Here is a 14920-nt window from a genome sequence, read left to right as displayed (position 1 = left end):
CCCAGAACAGGCAGTTTCAAACGTTTGAGAACGTCGATGGTATTGCGCCAGTCCATATCGGAATGGATGTAGTTCGACCCGCGCAGGAAGACATAGTCATATTCCTCGCGAAGGCGGTCGATATCTTCCATCTTGGGATCGGCAATCGGCAAGACACCAAGCTTGTCGTAATTCATCAGTTTGAGCGATGAATCGAAGACAAAGGCATCCCCGATATTGTGGTAGTGATTGATGCTCTTTTGAACATCCTGATAGTTGTACCATCGGACGCAGTCGTGGTCGTAGACTTCGCCGGACGGGATCATTACGAGAACGCGCGCCATGTTGTCTCTCCTTGGTTGATCACGTTTTTGTTCTGAATTCATGCCGTGCTTGCCACGGTTTGCGGGCTCGCAGCCTTTGCGGACATACGGCGCGTTTCCAGAACCTCCCGATACTGCGCGAGATGTTGCTCGGCGCATTCCTGATAGGTCGTCACGCTTGGTATTCCCTCGCGCATCCGATCCCAGATCTTGTTGTCGCTGAGAACTTCGATCATCCGATCAGCAAGGTCTTCGGCACTTCCGACCCGGAAATGCAGACCATTGACACCGTCGGTGATTTTTTCGGCCATGCCGCCAATGTTGGAACAGATCATCGGACGCCCGTGGAAGAAGGCTTCCTGGATCACGACTGGCGAGTTTTCCCACCAGATAGAGGGAATGATCGTCCAGTCGGCGAGTTCCATCAGCTTGGGCATTTCGGTATTCTGATAGGCCCCGTAAAAGCGGACACGTTCGCCGGCCTTTTCGATCAGGTCATGGACCTTGTCCTGATATTCCTTGGGCTGGCGATCAAGGTTGCCGCCAAAGATCATCAGCCGCGCATCATCGCCCCAGATTTCATCAGGCACACGCCCGACCGCATCGAGAAGGATGTCAGCCCCCTTGAACATCGTGAGCTGCCCGAAAAAGGCAAAGCGCGACCGGCGCGGCTGGGTTTTGGAAAGCGGGCGGTCCTTGGCCCGTTCATTGATGTCGAGACCGTTTTCGATCACCGACATCTTTTCGGCCTTCATGCCCCAGTCAATGAAGCGGTTAGCCAAAAATTCACTGGGTGAGACATAGTGATCGGCCAGTTCCAGCATCGCCTTGATGAAGCGTTCACGCCGCAGGAACGAGGCCGGCGAGATATTGGGGAAACAGCCATTGCAATCAATCGGGCTGGCCCGGTTGCACAGCTTGGTGCCGCCGCTTTTGATCATCTGCCCGTGATTGTGGCAGATCGTCAAAAACTCGTGGAAAGTAAAGAAAATCGCGGTTTCGGGCAGGGCTTCGCGAATGGCATAGATGGTTTCGAGCCCAAGGCCCAGATAGTGGTGGAAATGCACGACATCGGGTTCGTAATCCTTCACAAAGCGCAGGAAATCACGATCAATTTCATCCGTGCTGCCGTTCGACAGCAGGAAGTGATCATAGTTTTCCGCGTGATAAAGGATTTCGTTTTCCTTTTGCCGCAGGCTCATCAGGGCCGAGGCGCCGTGACGCGGCACGGGATTGCCAACGCGGGCGAGATAAAAGCTTTCGACCCCGTCAAGTTTGTTCAACCCTTTATGCAGGTTGTAGGAGGCCACTTCGGCCCCGCCCAGCGAGATGCTGGGATGGCCGTGCGAAATAACGAGGACGCGTAAATCAGTCGACGGCATTGTTGTGGCTCCGCAAGTTTGAAACGACCAATGACCAGCGGCGATCAAACGCCCAGCGGTCAAGACGATTGGATAGTTCCTCCCAGGCAGGGGCTTTGCTTATGGATTGTTCGCTGCCCAGTACTTCGACATCGGGGATCCAGTAGGATGGCGTCCCCGCCATGCGCAGCTTGAGTGCAAGGTCGAGGCTTTTTTCCGCCGGACCGATATAGCCACGGGTAAAGCCGTCACTGTCCTTGAAGGCCTTGCGCGGCAGAATGCAGCATTCCAACGTGCCGGCACTGACTTCGCTGGGTTGGGCATCGGCAAGAACCGCGCAAGGGTAGCCGACATAGCGATCCGACAGATACTGCCCGCCATTGGCATTACTGTTGATCCAGGTCCCGGCCCAACGGACAGAATCGTCTTCAAACAGGATGGTCGGCGATACGAGAACCTTGTTGCCGCGTTTGATATAGGCGGCGTGCAACTGGTCAAACCAGCCATCATCGCGCGGCAGAATGTGTGCTGACACCAGCCCGACTGTTTCGGAATTGGTGGCATCCACACCGACTTCGAGCGCATCGCAATAGTCTTCGACCCCTTCGGCGAAAACGATCCGGGTGTTGAGTTTGTAAAAGGCGGCAAGGCGCAATATTTCACTGCCGACCTGATCAAAGCTTTCGACCGGCCCGGCAATGACAATCGGCAGATGGCGGGTGGCACTATCAAGGCCCAGCAGGGCAATGGTGACGCCGATATCATTGATCGTGTCATCGACACCGACCACAAGGGTCACCGGCGCATCTTCGTCAAAATCGCCGATATCATGGATATCCACCGCATAGGGACGCTGTGCCGTCATGGCCTGCAACATCGGGCCGAACTGACGTTCGATACTGTTTGAAGCCGTGACCGACCGCGGATCAAGCGACGGCAAAACCCGTGAAAGGGCCTGACGGGCGGACGCACGCGTCGGGTTCAGTGGGCAATAGGCCGGAAAGGCATCACTGATGCCCAGTTCAAGATAGGTTGCCTGATCAGATGGCGGGGTGACGTCCAACGGGCAAAACACCAAAAAGCCGTGATTATTCCGGGCCGGGTTCATGCCAGAGAACATCGGATCATTGGCAAAGGCATCGGTCACGTCGGCGCGTGACTGACGCGTCCAGTGATCATCAATACGCACGACTTCACCACCAACCCGCAGTGACACATCCTTGACCGCACGGTCGGGATCAAGCATCCAGCCGGAAATCAACACCCCGCTTCCTTCGATCAGAAGAGAGAAATCGATGCCGATGCGGACCGGGCGATCGAGTTCGGATACCGTGTCGCGGCCATCAAAACGATGTGCGGCCATTTTAAGGGTATGCAGGATTTTTTCCGGCGCGCGCACACGATCAAGGACCGAACGAATATGGGCCGGTACATCAGGTGGTGCGACCAGAACACGGTGCTGATACACCTCGATCGAGTACCAGGTGTCGCGGCCACGGAAGTAAACCCGTTTGAGTTTTTTCGGATTGATCGGCTTATCACCCAGCATCAGGCCGGTTACACCGGATGCCTCGTCGCCCAGGTCATCGCGCTGGAAATCGGCGCTGGTCAGTTCCGCCAGTATCGGAGAATCCGCCATGGCAATGACGCGGGTGCGCCCGGTGGGGAAGCCACTTGACCAGCCCTGAATATAAACATCACCTTCTTCGAGCCCGCCGAGTACTTCGATAAAGCCGTTGCTGCGTGCGGCACTTTGCACCAGTGCGGCCACCTTGCTGAGGCGTTTTTTATCGGGGTCGCCTGCCAGCAGGGCCTCGATCAAACCATCAATCACGGTGGCGAAGGCCGGGCCGGATTGATCGGCAACAGAGGACAGAACCGCCTCAATGCGTTGCTGACGGTTATCGATGCGGTATTCACGCGGCTTGCCCGCGCCCCGGAACAGGGCCGTTTTCAAACGACGTGCGGAGACATCCTTCATCGGTAAAAGGGCAACAAAGCCATAGGCGTTGTCGGGTTCCGCATCGTGGCGGCGCCATGAAATGATGGATGCCTGGACTTTGGCGTCAGACTGGCTGTTGAGGTAAATATCAATCGTTGCCGGCAGGGCATTCCCCACCCCGACCATCAAAGCCAGACCTTCATCGACCAAGGCGGCGACGACGGTTCTGCCATCCAGTGGCATTCCATGCTGTTCGGTCATGCCCGGGCCTCCTTGTGTTTACGCATGTGCTCTAAAACGAATGATTGCCGTGCCATGGCGATCACCAGACAAAGGCGCCGATTGCCAACCCGGTGGTCACACCAATCAGGCAGGACAGGATCAGCAACGGGGTTTTGAGATCATTGGTGTGGCGTGCGGTCAGGGCCGAAAGCCGTTCGTCAAAGCCACCCAGCGATTTATCAAAGCGCACCAGAAAGACTTCGAGTTCATCGACCCGGCTTGAAAGTTCTTCCTGACCGTTGCGCACCAGTTTCACGCCGGCTTCGATGCCATCATCGGCGGACGCCAGTTCATCCATGCGTTTGGATGCGCTGACCAGACGTTTGGCGGCTTCGCGCTGGCCGTTTTGCAAGATGTGCTGGGCGGCCAGCAGGCGATCCAGACGATCCAGAATTTTGCCAAGCGGGGCATTGAGCGCCGTGTGGGCTTCCTGTTCGCTTTGGGACGGGATGCGCAGCGTGATTTCTTCCTTGGTGCCGGGCATGACGGCACAGACCGTCAGACTGTCGACACTGGCAACCGCGGCGTCGGGCAATTCGACTTCGAAGGCGTGTTTTCCGTCGCCGATACCGTTACGGCGCAGATCAACACGTTCGTTTTCGGCGGTTTCACGCAGCAGGGCATGACCGTTCAGGCGCACGACCACCTCGATCCGGGCATCCGGGCTTTGCGGCGACCAAACCCAGCCATAGAGGCGGTTCTGATCAATGGCATCAACCCGCCCTTCGAGTGTCGGTGCGGTTTGTTCGGCATCTTGCGCACCTGTTGACGCCGGGTTTTCTTCCATCGTCTGTTTTTCGGCAACAGCCATAGTGGCCTCCTTGTTGAACGTCAGGCGGCAACAAAATCAGGGCGAACCATGCGGCGGATCATCGCCAGATATTGCTCGGCAACATCATCAATCCCGGCCGGAGGCCGGACATGGCCCGACAGTTTTTTCCAGAGTTTCGGATTGGTTGCGCAGTCCTTCATGACGCGCGCCAGTTCGGCCGGATCATCGGGGCGGACGTGAATGCCGTCATGGCCATGGCGGACCATTTCGGCCATGCCACCAATTGAACTGGTGATCACCGGGCGGCCATGCTGGAAGGCTTCCTGAATGACCAAAGGCGCATTTTCCCACCAGATCGAGGGCACAACGACCCAGTCGACCCGTGCCATCAGATCGGGGATATCTTCGCGTTGATAGGCGCCGATATGGCTTACCTGCGGGCCGCTTTGTTCGACCAGATCGGCAATGCGACTGGTGAACTGATCGGTCTGATACAGGGCAGCACCATGAATGCGCAGATTGAAATCGACCGCGTCCGAGGCAAGGATTCGCCCGGCTTCAAGCAGGACATCTGCGCCCTTCCACGGGTTGAGATTGCCGAAATAGCCAAAGACATTGGGCATGCCGGCCGCCCCGATATCGCGTTTGGGCGCGCCGGGGACAGTCGGGCGACCATTGTTGATCACCGAAATCCTGTCCGGGTTGATGCCCCATTCGATATAGCGATCGCGTAAGAACTCACTGGGCGAGATGAAATGATCGACCGCGCGCAGATGGTTGCGCAGATTGACCGCGCGCATCGCATGTTGATCAGGGGTAAAGCCATCAAGCCCGGACAGACGCCCGGTGGCATCGGCCCTGGTATAGCGGGTTTTGGTCCCGCGATGGATCATCAGGCCGTCATTGGGGCAGATCTGATAATAGTCATGCAGGGTCATCACGATCTTGCAGTTCGGCAGAACACGACGAATCAGCATCGGCAATTCGATGCCCCACAGGACCAGATGATGGATATGCACCACATCCGGTGCCCAACTTTTCAAAAGGCGCGCGAAATCCGGGGCGACGGCATAAAGATCGGTCTGGGACATGTTGAACCGGTCGAAATGCCCGGCCCAGAACAGCATTTCATCACCGGCATCATTGATCGCCTGAAAACTTGTGCCCGGGCGGCGTTCGCGGTGAACATCGTTGGTTGCCCCGATGAAAAGCGCATCGCATTCCGCACGCTTATAGGCATGAAACAGATCATGGGCGAAAATTTCAGTCCCACCCGGATGCAGATCGGGGTGATTATGGGCAAGCACCATTATCCGGGGATTCATGCGGTCCTCCGTGGTTTCTGGGCAATCAGGAAATCCTGGTAATGGGCGGCCGTTTTGCCGCGCCATGTGCCAAAGCTTTTGGTGTGGATATCGAACCCGGCACCGGTCAGGGCACCCTCAAGAAACGCATCGTCAAAACCGACGGCAGCCATCGGATTTTCACCGCGCAGGTGCCAGCAAGGCTGACCTTCGGCTTTCTCAAACCCCTTGAGACGCGCATCGCGGCCGGGATTGGATGGATCGTCATCTTCGCGGATGACAAATGCGGTCAGGAACAACCGACCGCCCGGGCGCAGCACACGAAAGACCTCGGAACAATAGGTTTCGATTTCGTCTGGCGGCAGGTGGGTCGCCACCGAGATCATTGCGGTGAAATCGAATGTTCCGTCCTGAAAGGGCAGTCGCATGCCACGCCCGCTGATTTCGCCTTCGGGGTTGTAGAGTTCGTTCTTGATGTCCGAACACTCGAACCGGAAATTCGGATAGGCTGGCGTAACGGCGCGCTTGCACCAGTCAATCCCGCCGCGCACCGGATCCATGCCGCGATAGATCGCCTGTTTCGGATTGAGGAACTGTGTCAGGGGGACGGCAATCCGGCCGATGCCACAGCCGATATCAAGAACATCCTCGGTGGTTTTAAGCCCGGCCATGCGCACAAAATGACCAAGGAATTCCGCCCCGATAGCGCGGTAATCGCCATCGCCGACAAAGACGTCTTCTTCGGGCGGAACCGGGAGGAAACGGTTGGAAATGATCTGTTCGCACAACCAGGAAAGCTGGGAATCACTGATATCGGATGTCAGCGGGGACTGGTGTTCGGACAGTGCAAGAACCTGGCTCATGCCGCTTCTCCGTTGGGGGTTTTTCGCGATCGGTTTTGCGGCACACCGTTGGTGTGAAGATCTTCGAGCGCATCGGCCCAGCGCGACGCATGCAGCCAGGCGTTATATTCGGCAGCCACCCCGCGCATGTAATCGGCATGGGTCGAGATCGATTTGCGCTCAAAATGATAGAGGCTGACATCGGGGACGTATTTGATGTCGAAATCGGCCTTGCGAATTTTCAGGCAAAGGTCGCTGTCTTCGTAATCGCCAATGACATAGTCCTCGGTAAAGCCATCGACCGCGTCAAAGGCATCGCGATGGATCATCATGCAGGCACCAGTGACACCGGGGACCGAGCGTTCAATATTGGCATCCCGGAACTGGTCGGGCATGCCTTTGTGATAGTGATAGTTCAGCCACTTGCCGCTTTCATTGCGGGCAAAATACATCCCGGCATGCTGGATCGAGCCATCTTCAAACAGAAGTTTCGGCCCGACCACCGCGACCTCATCCGGACCGCCCATTTTTGACGCCATCCCCTGTGCCCAGCCGGGCGTATGGGGAATGACATCGGAATTGAGCATCGCCAGATAATGGCCGTTTGCGTTTTCGGCACCGGCATTACATGCCCGGGCATAGCCGCCATTGCGGGTCATGACGACCAGACGCATCGGGATGCCATAGAGAACATGCAGACCGCGCAGCAGATGTTCGCATTCTTCAGCCTGTTCGGGGGAGTCGAGTACAAAGACCAGTTCGCAATATTTCGCGACCCAGTCATCACAGGCAAAGGCGCCGATTTGCGCGCGCAGGAAACCAAGAACACGATAAAGCGGCACAATGATCGACACATCCGGGTCATCGTGCGGGGTGCCGATATCAATCACCCGATCAACCTTGGCGGATGCCATCAGTTTTTGCTGCAGATCGCCAATCACCGGTGCCAGGCAGTTTTCAATAATCTCTGACGTCAGGTGTTGCGGCGGCACGGCGCGCAGGATGCGCGCACGAGCCTCGGCCGGGTCAATCGGCTGGGCGGGGGGGACCATCAGATGACGGTTGCCCGATTTCAGGCGCATCAGGCTTCGGGGCTGAAGGATGGGAACTGGGCTTTGGATATCCTGATAAAAACCGACAAAGCCGGTTGCCGGGACCGTCTGGCCATCGTCCTGCACATTGCCCTGATAGCGATAAAACCCGTCGCCGAATGGGTGGGCGATACCGTTGCTATCGAGAAGGTCGATGCTGGCAATCATATCGACAGGATCGCGATACCAGCCGCCAATCAACGTGCCGCGCGCGGTCGTGACCGCCAGATCGACTTCGCCACTGGGAAGCGATCCGCCCCCTGAGACACGCTGGCTTGAAAGCGGACAGCGGAGCTGGAATTCAATCGCGGCCTTGCTTGATTTCATGTCGGCACGGGCAAGCGACCCGATGATATATTCGCGCAAATCGGCATCCGATTTGCCCTTGGTTTGCCACCAGCGCGCCAGAGACGGCAGGGTTGAGACATCGGGCAAATGGCGAATGGCAAGCGTGCGCACACCGGTCACAACCATATAGGCCCCGGATGCGGTGCTTGGCTGGTCGGCAATCATGTAAACCAGTTTCTGGCCGCGCGGCCCGGTCTTGCTGATATGGGGAAGCTGCGTTAAGCGCTTGAACCCCGAAGGTGCGACGATAAAGACGGCCTCGATATCGTGAAAGGCATCGGGCAATGCCGTAGCCAGCAGGATCTTTTCACCGGAAAGCTTTGCGACCGCCTTGGCCGGTTTGGGCCGATCGACAATCTCGGCCACCAGTTGAAGAAGGAAACTGTTGTAGCTTTTGGACAGGCGCAGTCGAAACAGGCTGGCCCACATGCCCAGAAGGGTCGAGACCAGCGAAAGCCGCCCGGCCGGCGTCACCCCGTTCAGCAGCGTTGATGCACTGGCAAATTCAAAATCGCCATCGGGATCAATTGTGATCTCGTCCTTGCGGCCCAGCGTTCCGGCCTCGGCCAGAATTGTGATCGGTTCATCCTTGGGACGGCGGATGACGCGCAACAATCGGGTCCCGCCCCCGTCAAGTGGCAACCGCAATGTGGCCTGCGGTGAAATCGCAGCACCATCAATCGTTTCAAGCCGGGGAACTTCCCACAAACGGGTGGGTGTATCCCAACTTAACAACAACGTATCAGGGTTCAGCAGGCAAACACCGGGCGCTTCGCCGGTCGTCCGCACTGCATCGGACGAGGCAAATTCAAGCATGACAATCTTTCACTAACTTGAAGTTCAGGACGGGTCGCCCGCAGCCGAAGCTGCGGACGCCGCCAACGGATTACTGGACGCTAAAGAAGCTGTCCGGATCGTCCTGTACGTCTTCGGCATCGACATTGTTGAGGGTGATGGAATCCCCATTGCCAAGATCGATGACGGTGTTGGCACCGACCTGCGTTGCACGCGCAGCGACATCATCGGCACTTGCGATGCCGGTGTCGTTGATGTTGCTGCTAATGGAAAGCATGTCTTCGCCAGCCTGGAAGTCGAGTACGACGTCGTTGCCGCCGCCGCCGGAGAAGACAAAGGTGTCTGCACCGGAACCACCAGACATGATGTCATCGCCTGCGCCGCCTTCGAGGACATCATCCCCGGAGCCGCCAAGCATCAGGTCATCACCCTCGCCGCCCTGAAGCACATCGTCTCCAGAACCGCCAAGCATGACATCGTCTCCGCCACCGCCGAGAACGATATCGTCGCCTGCACCGCCAATCAGGACATCATTGCCTGATCCGCCGTCGAGAACGTCATTGTCTGAACCGCCAAGCAGGATGTCGGAATCCGCACCCCCTGACAGAACATCCTCACCGGAGCCACCCATCATCAGGTCGCTGCCGTCGCCCCCGATCAGTGCATCGTCACCCGATCCACCGAACAGGACATCATCACCTTCGCCACCAACGGCAACATCGTCGCCCGATCCGCCGAACAAGACATCATCGCCTTCTTCGCCAAACAGCACGTCATCATTACCTTGTCCGAAGATTGTATCGTCTCCGCCACGTCCGAAAATGACGTCACTGAAACGAGATCCGAGAAGCGCATCATCAAAGGCGCCGCCTTCGAGAGTTGCCATGTAATCCTCCTTCGTGTCCCAACATTAATGACATCGTGGGGATATTTCCCTCACGAGAGGATGGCCGTTCCCTCTGGACGTTCTGAGCCCCGTGGAAACGACCACTCAGAAATCCTATATTTTTTTACTTTGTCATTGGAGGGTATTGTCGTGGTTTTATTTTGTCAACATTATGACTTAGTTTGAGATTCATTACATTTATTGTCTGAATACTAGTTCAATTTTACTTATTATTTGGTTCAAAATTCGATCTATACTTGAAAAGAAAAGGGCCAATCCGGCAAAAAACCGGGAAAGGCCCTTAGTTCGACCCACATTTCGCGGGGGGAGGATTACTCTTCGCGGAAGGCCTTTTCCATGCTTTGGGTGATGGGATCAATCAGGTAATCGATGGCCTTACGCGGGGTTTTCAGAACCAGAATGTTGGCTGGCATGCCCGGACGCAGATTGATGTCATCATGTTTTGCCAGTTCGGCCGGATCAATCGCTGCGCGCACGATGTAGTAAGACGCATCGCGCTGTTCATCGACGGTTTGGTCAGCCGCAACATAGCTTACCTCGCCATTCAGGGGGGCCAGTCGACGCTGACTATAGGCGGTCAGGCGAATTTGCGCCTTTGATCCGACCTGGACCGAGTCGATATCCTGTCGGTTGATCCGTGCTTCGATCACCAGTGGCTCATCTTCGGGGATGATATCCATGATCGGTTCAGCCGGACTGATAACACCACCGGGGGTCCTGATCTGGATATTGGCAACCGTTCCGGCCTGGGGTGCACGCACTTCGAGGCGATCAAGCACGTCCTGACTTGCGCGGATGCGTTGGGTGACATCATTGAGCGCAAGCTGGGCTTCCTGAATTTCGGTTGCGATATCGCTTTGCCATTCCATTTCGATCGAGGCGAGATTGATCTCGGCTTCGGCCTTTTGTTGTTGGGCGGCAGCACGCTGGGCTTTGAATTCGCCCATATCGCCGACCAGATCAGACCAGTTATTTTCAATCTCGACCAGTTGGGTGCGGGTGGCAAAGCCCTTTTCGGCCAGTTGGCGAATCCCCTGAAGTTGTTCGGCGACGAGCTTTTCCTGACGTGTGCGGGCCTTGATCTGTGAGACCAGTGCCTCGGCTTCGGCCTCGAACTGTTCGATCTGTTTGGCCTGGGCATCACGTTTGGCGGCATAGACTTCCTTGCGCTTGGCAAACAGGCGTTTTTCATCGCTGAGGATATCGGCGACATAGGCCTCGTCACTGGCGAGAAGTTCCTGTGGGAAGGTGATGTTTTCCTGCCCGCGCTGTTCGGCGCGCAATCGGGCAAGCTTGGCCATCAGGCCAAACCGTTCGCCGCGCAACTGACCGAGTTCCGACTCGCTGCGTGTGCCATCAAGAAGGGCAAGGGTCTGGCCCGCGGTGACTTTTTCGCCTTCCTCGACCAGAAGCTGTTTGAGGATGCCGCCCTCATAGTGATTAACGACTTTCTTTTTGGAATCGACAATCACCGAGCCGGTCGCAACAGCCGCACTATCGAGTTCGGCGGTAAAGCCCCAGGTCAAGAACCCGCCGAAGCCCAACACAATGACGAACAATCCGGCTAGGATCGGCTTGCGCAGGCTTTGGCGCGATGCTTCGCGTTCTTCCGAGAGGATCTGGTGCCAGGCGACTTGCGGTTCCTCGGCCGGGAGTGCCGCGCCACCGCCTTCAAGATTAATGACACGGGTCATGCCGCTCCTCCGTTTTCATGTTTACGCTTTACCGGGGGGAGGCTTTTGATGTCGTCGCTTTCATTGGACAGATTACGGATCACGTCTGTTCGTTCGCCGAACTGTTTGACCCGCCCGTCCTGCATCACCAAAAGCTTGTTGGCATATTGCATGATGCTTTGACGGTGCGCGATCAGCACCACCATTGCACCGGAATCCGCGGCCTGACGCACGGCACGGATCAGGGATGCTTCGCCCTCGGCATCAAGATTGGCATTGGGTTCATCAAGCACCAGCAGACGCGGCCAGCCATAAAGCGCACGCGCCAAAGCAATGCGTTGTTGCTGCCCGCCAGACAGGGTATGTCGCCCGGCACCAATCGGCGTGTCATAGCCCAGCGGCAATCGACCGATCATTTCATGCACGCCGGCTGCACGGGCAGCCTCGATCACCTTGCGCGGGCTTGCGTCGCGCATACGGCTGATATTGTCGCGGATGGTGCCGTTCAGAAGCGATACCGATTGCGGCAGATAGCCGACCATATCGCCAAATGATCCGCGCTCCCACAGATAGGCATTATGCCCGTCAAGATAGACACCGCCTGTCGCAGGCTTTGCCGTGCCAACCAGCAATCTTGAAAGGGTTGATTTCCCGGCGGCAGAAGGCCCGACCACACCCAATATATCGCCCGGCGACAGTTCGAAACTGATCCCGCGCAGAACCGGCACATTTGACCCCGGGACGGCATAGACCAGATTATCGACAACCAGCGGGCCTTCGGAACGCGGGGTTGGTTTGATTTCGCGTTCGGACTGGCTTTCTTCGAGCATCAATCGAATGCGTTTCCACGATGAAAACGCCCCGACCCACGCCCGCCAGTCGCGGGTGACATTATCAAACGGCAGCAACAGCCGCCCCATGATCACGGTCCCGCCGATCATGGCACCGGGCGTGGTTTCGCCCTGAATGACAAGGTAGGCCCCCATGGCCAGAACAATGATCTGCATGCCAAACCGGGCAGAGCGGGTGATGGAATACATACCCTTGCTGCGCACGTTACCGACATCAAGCAATTCGCTGGCGTGGATTTGTGCCTGACGCCAGCGCAGGGCGAGGGCTGGCATCATGCCCATTGCCTCGATGACTTCGGCGTTTGAAACGGTCGACCCAATGTCGCCGATATTGCGCAGATTGGCGTCGGTTCCTTCCTTGGTGACCTGACGGACCATCATATCACCGAGCAGGCTTAGCCCGATCAGGGTCAGAACCGCCACCAGCCCGGCAATCCCGTAATAGGGATGCAGGGCAAACATCACGAAAAGGAAAATCGGCGACCAGATCGCTTCAAGCGGGGCGGCGATGGTGGTGCCGGTGATGAAGTTGCGCAGATCTGAAAGGTCGCGCAGGACCTGGGTGCCGTGCAGCGATCCTTTTTCAAGCGCCACACGCATGGCCGCCGAAATTGCCGGCAGGTTCAACCGGCGCAAAAGCGACTTTGCCATTTCCTGAAAGACAAGCGCGCGTACGAAATCAAGGATGCCATACAGAATGATCGCACAGACCGCGATCACCAGAAGCAACAGCAGGGTATCGGTGCTTTGACTGTTGATCACGCGGTCATGCACCTGAAGCATGAACAGCGGCACGGTAAGTTGAAGGATATTGATGAAGCCGCTCATGACACCGGCCCATCCGAGCCCGCGCACGAACGTAAAGCGGGCCTCGCGAATGACCGATCTTGCATCAAGTACGGGCCGGGCTTCCTTCGCATTCACGGGCGAATTCACAGGCGAATCCACCGGTTTTGCCAGCTTTTTGCGGCGAAATTGCATCGAAAATCATCCAATTAAGCAAAAGTCATAGTTTTTCCGCAATCTAATCACATAGTTGCGATGACAGGATGATCTACAATAAAATTAAATATGTCGATCTCATGTTGATGATTAGACAATGTAAAAACATTAACAATGGAAGTAATTCAAAAATAAAAACACTTTCGAATTACTTCCGGACAACGAGCAAACCTGCGGGAAGAAAGAGGCGTTCGGAAAAATTGTTCAAGAACAACGTCTTGTTATCTTCCCCAATACGAAATTTGTGTCAGGGCAATCGCGCCTTGGCATCAACTCTCGCTTGGGACCAGATAACGGATCGAAACTCATGACCGTCACTCATCTTGAACTGGCAAATACCGTCGAGCGGATCTATCGGCGGTTTGCGGATTTGTTACGGGTAGATCTCATTCGACTCGGAAAGGATGACATCAGCCCGGCGCAAGTGGCGCTGCTTTTTACCATTGGCGAAGATGAACTCTCGGTGCGCGATCTTCTTGATCGTGGCCACTATATGGGTTCAAACGCGTCTTATAATCTTAAACAGCTCGCGGAATCGGGCTATGTCGAACGTCAGGTCATGGCACGGGACAGGCGTTCTGCCCGTTTGAAATTGACCAAAAAGGGCCATGAACTCTGTCAGGCATTGCACGAATTCCACGAAGAATATCACGACGCCCTGACCAACAATCTTGAAGACCAGCAGGAGATGGAGACAGCGCTGCGTACGTTACGCAGACTGGAAGAATTCTGGACACAAACCCTCAGATACGGGGGTGTTCCCATCAATGGGTCCGTCGCCGTGCAGGAGGCACGAAACAGACGATGAAAATTGTCCTCGTTCATCGTCATGGACCGGGACAGTTTGTACATCTTGCCTGCCATCTGGCCGATGCCGGATGGCAGGTTTCCTTCCTGTGCGAAGCAATGAATGTGCGCCTGCCCGGTATCCGGACACTCCGCCAGCCTGTCACAGCCCCACCGCCTGCCATACCGTTTGCGCAATATCATCAGGATGTGGGACTTAAGGCTGCCAGAACCCTTGAAAGCCTTGTGCGCGAAGAAGGCGCACCGGACATTGTTTACGGCCATATTGGTTGGGGCAGCATGATGTTCGCCCGCGACGTCTTGCCCAAAACACCCCTGATCGGTTATTGCGAACATTATTATCACGCCACCGGACGCGACGTTGGCTTTGACCCTGATGATGACATCACGTTGGCGAAACGCGCCCAGCTTCGCGTGCGCAATGCGACACAACTGACCACACTTGATCAGCTTGATGCCGCCATCAGCCCAACCAAATGGCAGAAATCGGCGTTTCCCGCGGCCTATCACCACAAGATCGGCGTCTGCCATGACGGGATTGATACCCACCGCTGTCAGCCAAATCCACAAGCCAGCCTGACCTTGCCCGATGGGCGGGTGCTGACCGCGCGTGATCAGGTGATTACCTATGTCGCGCGCGA

Annotated in this window: 11 protein-coding genes and 1 pseudogene; 2 read left to right on the top strand and 10 right to left on the bottom strand. The window is 56.4% G+C overall.

From position 1 onward, the window contains the following. From B3Z49_RS20475 to B3Z49_RS20430, 10 genes and pseudogenes are all read right to left on the bottom strand, one after another. Window positions 1–323, bottom strand: a pseudogene (locus B3Z49_RS20475) (polysaccharide pyruvyl transferase family protein); the annotation flags it as partial. A gap of 38 nt (window positions 324–361) precedes the next feature. Further along, window positions 362–1684: a glycosyltransferase family 4 protein gene (locus tag B3Z49_RS20470; RefSeq protein WP_063085926.1), complete on the bottom strand. Its 1323-nt coding sequence runs from the start codon at window positions 1682–1684 to the stop codon at window positions 362–364. Continuing rightward, on the bottom strand, window positions 1671–3866 hold the full coding sequence (locus tag B3Z49_RS20465) for a hypothetical protein (protein WP_296994325.1): 2196 nt from the start codon (window positions 3864–3866) through the stop codon (window positions 1671–1673). The genes B3Z49_RS20470 and B3Z49_RS20465 overlap by 14 nt, the downstream gene beginning before the upstream one ends. A gap of 61 nt (window positions 3867–3927) precedes the next feature. Continuing rightward, a complete protein-coding gene (locus tag B3Z49_RS20460; protein WP_296994323.1) occupies window positions 3928–4698 on the bottom strand; it encodes a hypothetical protein in 771 nt (256 codons plus the stop codon). Between the two features lie 20 nt (window positions 4699–4718). Beyond that, a complete protein-coding gene (locus B3Z49_RS20455) occupies window positions 4719–5984 on the bottom strand; it encodes a glycosyltransferase family 4 protein (protein ID WP_296994320.1) in 1266 nt (421 codons plus the stop codon). After that, window positions 5981–6826 carry a class I SAM-dependent methyltransferase gene (locus B3Z49_RS20450; RefSeq protein WP_296994317.1) on the bottom strand — a complete coding sequence of 282 codons (846 nt, stop codon included), beginning with the start codon at window positions 6824–6826 and terminating at the stop codon, window positions 5981–5983. The genes B3Z49_RS20455 and B3Z49_RS20450 overlap by 4 nt, the downstream gene beginning before the upstream one ends. Then, the gene (locus tag B3Z49_RS20445; protein WP_296994314.1) at window positions 6823–9060 is read right to left on the bottom strand and encodes a glycosyltransferase family 2 protein; all 2238 of its coding nucleotides are present in this window, start codon (window positions 9058–9060) and stop codon (window positions 6823–6825) included. Before B3Z49_RS20445 ends, B3Z49_RS20450 begins: the two co-directional genes overlap by 4 nt. Window positions 9061–9130: 70 nt before the next feature. Then, on the bottom strand, window positions 9131–9925 hold the full coding sequence (locus tag B3Z49_RS20440; RefSeq protein WP_063085941.1) for a calcium-binding protein: 795 nt from the start codon (window positions 9923–9925) through the stop codon (window positions 9131–9133). Window positions 9926–10257: 332 nt separating this feature from the next. Then, window positions 10258–11640 carry an HlyD family type I secretion periplasmic adaptor subunit gene (locus B3Z49_RS20435; RefSeq protein WP_120223726.1) on the bottom strand — a complete coding sequence of 461 codons (1383 nt, stop codon included), beginning with the start codon at window positions 11638–11640 and terminating at the stop codon, window positions 10258–10260. After that, window positions 11637–13451, bottom strand: a complete 1815-nt coding sequence (locus tag B3Z49_RS20430) for a type I secretion system permease/ATPase (protein ID WP_296994310.1) — start codon at window positions 13449–13451, stop codon at window positions 11637–11639. Before B3Z49_RS20430 ends, B3Z49_RS20435 begins: the two co-directional genes overlap by 4 nt. A 328-nt stretch (window positions 13452–13779) precedes the next feature. On the opposite strand from B3Z49_RS20430, the gene B3Z49_RS20425 reads away from it, so the two are divergent. Next, window positions 13780–14280: a MarR family winged helix-turn-helix transcriptional regulator gene (locus B3Z49_RS20425; protein WP_008888987.1), complete on the top strand. Its 501-nt coding sequence runs from the start codon at window positions 13780–13782 to the stop codon at window positions 14278–14280. After that, window positions 14277–14920, top strand: a 644-nt coding sequence (locus tag B3Z49_RS20420) for a glycosyltransferase (protein WP_296994306.1), incomplete at its 3' end; no start/stop codon positions are given. The genes B3Z49_RS20425 and B3Z49_RS20420, both read left to right, overlap by 4 nt.

The sequence above is a fragment of the Thalassospira sp. UBA1131 genome, assembly GCF_002311515.1.
In the GTDB taxonomy this organism is placed as follows: domain Bacteria; phylum Pseudomonadota; class Alphaproteobacteria; order Rhodospirillales; family Thalassospiraceae; genus Thalassospira.
The sequence above is the reverse complement of the archived record's forward strand: the minus strand, read 5'-3'. Positions and strand labels throughout refer to the sequence as shown.

Coding starts and splice junctions, on each gene's coding strand:
- B3Z49_RS20445 (WP_296994314.1), bottom strand. CDS start 9,060: ATGCTTGAATTTGCCTCGTCCGATGCAGTGCGGACGACCGGCGAAGCG.
- B3Z49_RS20440 (WP_063085941.1), bottom strand. CDS start 9,925: ATGGCAACTCTCGAAGGCGGCGCCTTTGATGATGCGCTTCTCGGATCT.
- B3Z49_RS20460 (WP_296994323.1), bottom strand. CDS start 4,698: ATGGCTGTTGCCGAAAAACAGACGATGGAAGAAAACCCGGCGTCAACA.
- B3Z49_RS20470 (WP_063085926.1), bottom strand. CDS start 1,684: ATGCCGTCGACTGATTTACGCGTCCTCGTTATTTCGCACGGCCATCCC.
- B3Z49_RS20425 (WP_008888987.1), top strand. CDS start 13,780: ATGACCGTCACTCATCTTGAACTGGCAAATACCGTCGAGCGGATCTAT.
- B3Z49_RS20455 (WP_296994320.1), bottom strand. CDS start 5,984: ATGAATCCCCGGATAATGGTGCTTGCCCATAATCACCCCGATCTGCAT.
- B3Z49_RS20450 (WP_296994317.1), bottom strand. CDS start 6,826: ATGAGCCAGGTTCTTGCACTGTCCGAACACCAGTCCCCGCTGACATCC.
- B3Z49_RS20430 (WP_296994310.1), bottom strand. CDS start 13,451: ATGCAATTTCGCCGCAAAAAGCTGGCAAAACCGGTGGATTCGCCTGTG.
- B3Z49_RS20465 (WP_296994325.1), bottom strand. CDS start 3,866: ATGACCGAACAGCATGGAATGCCACTGGATGGCAGAACCGTCGTCGCC.
- B3Z49_RS20435 (WP_120223726.1), bottom strand. CDS start 11,640: ATGACCCGTGTCATTAATCTTGAAGGCGGTGGCGCGGCACTCCCGGCC.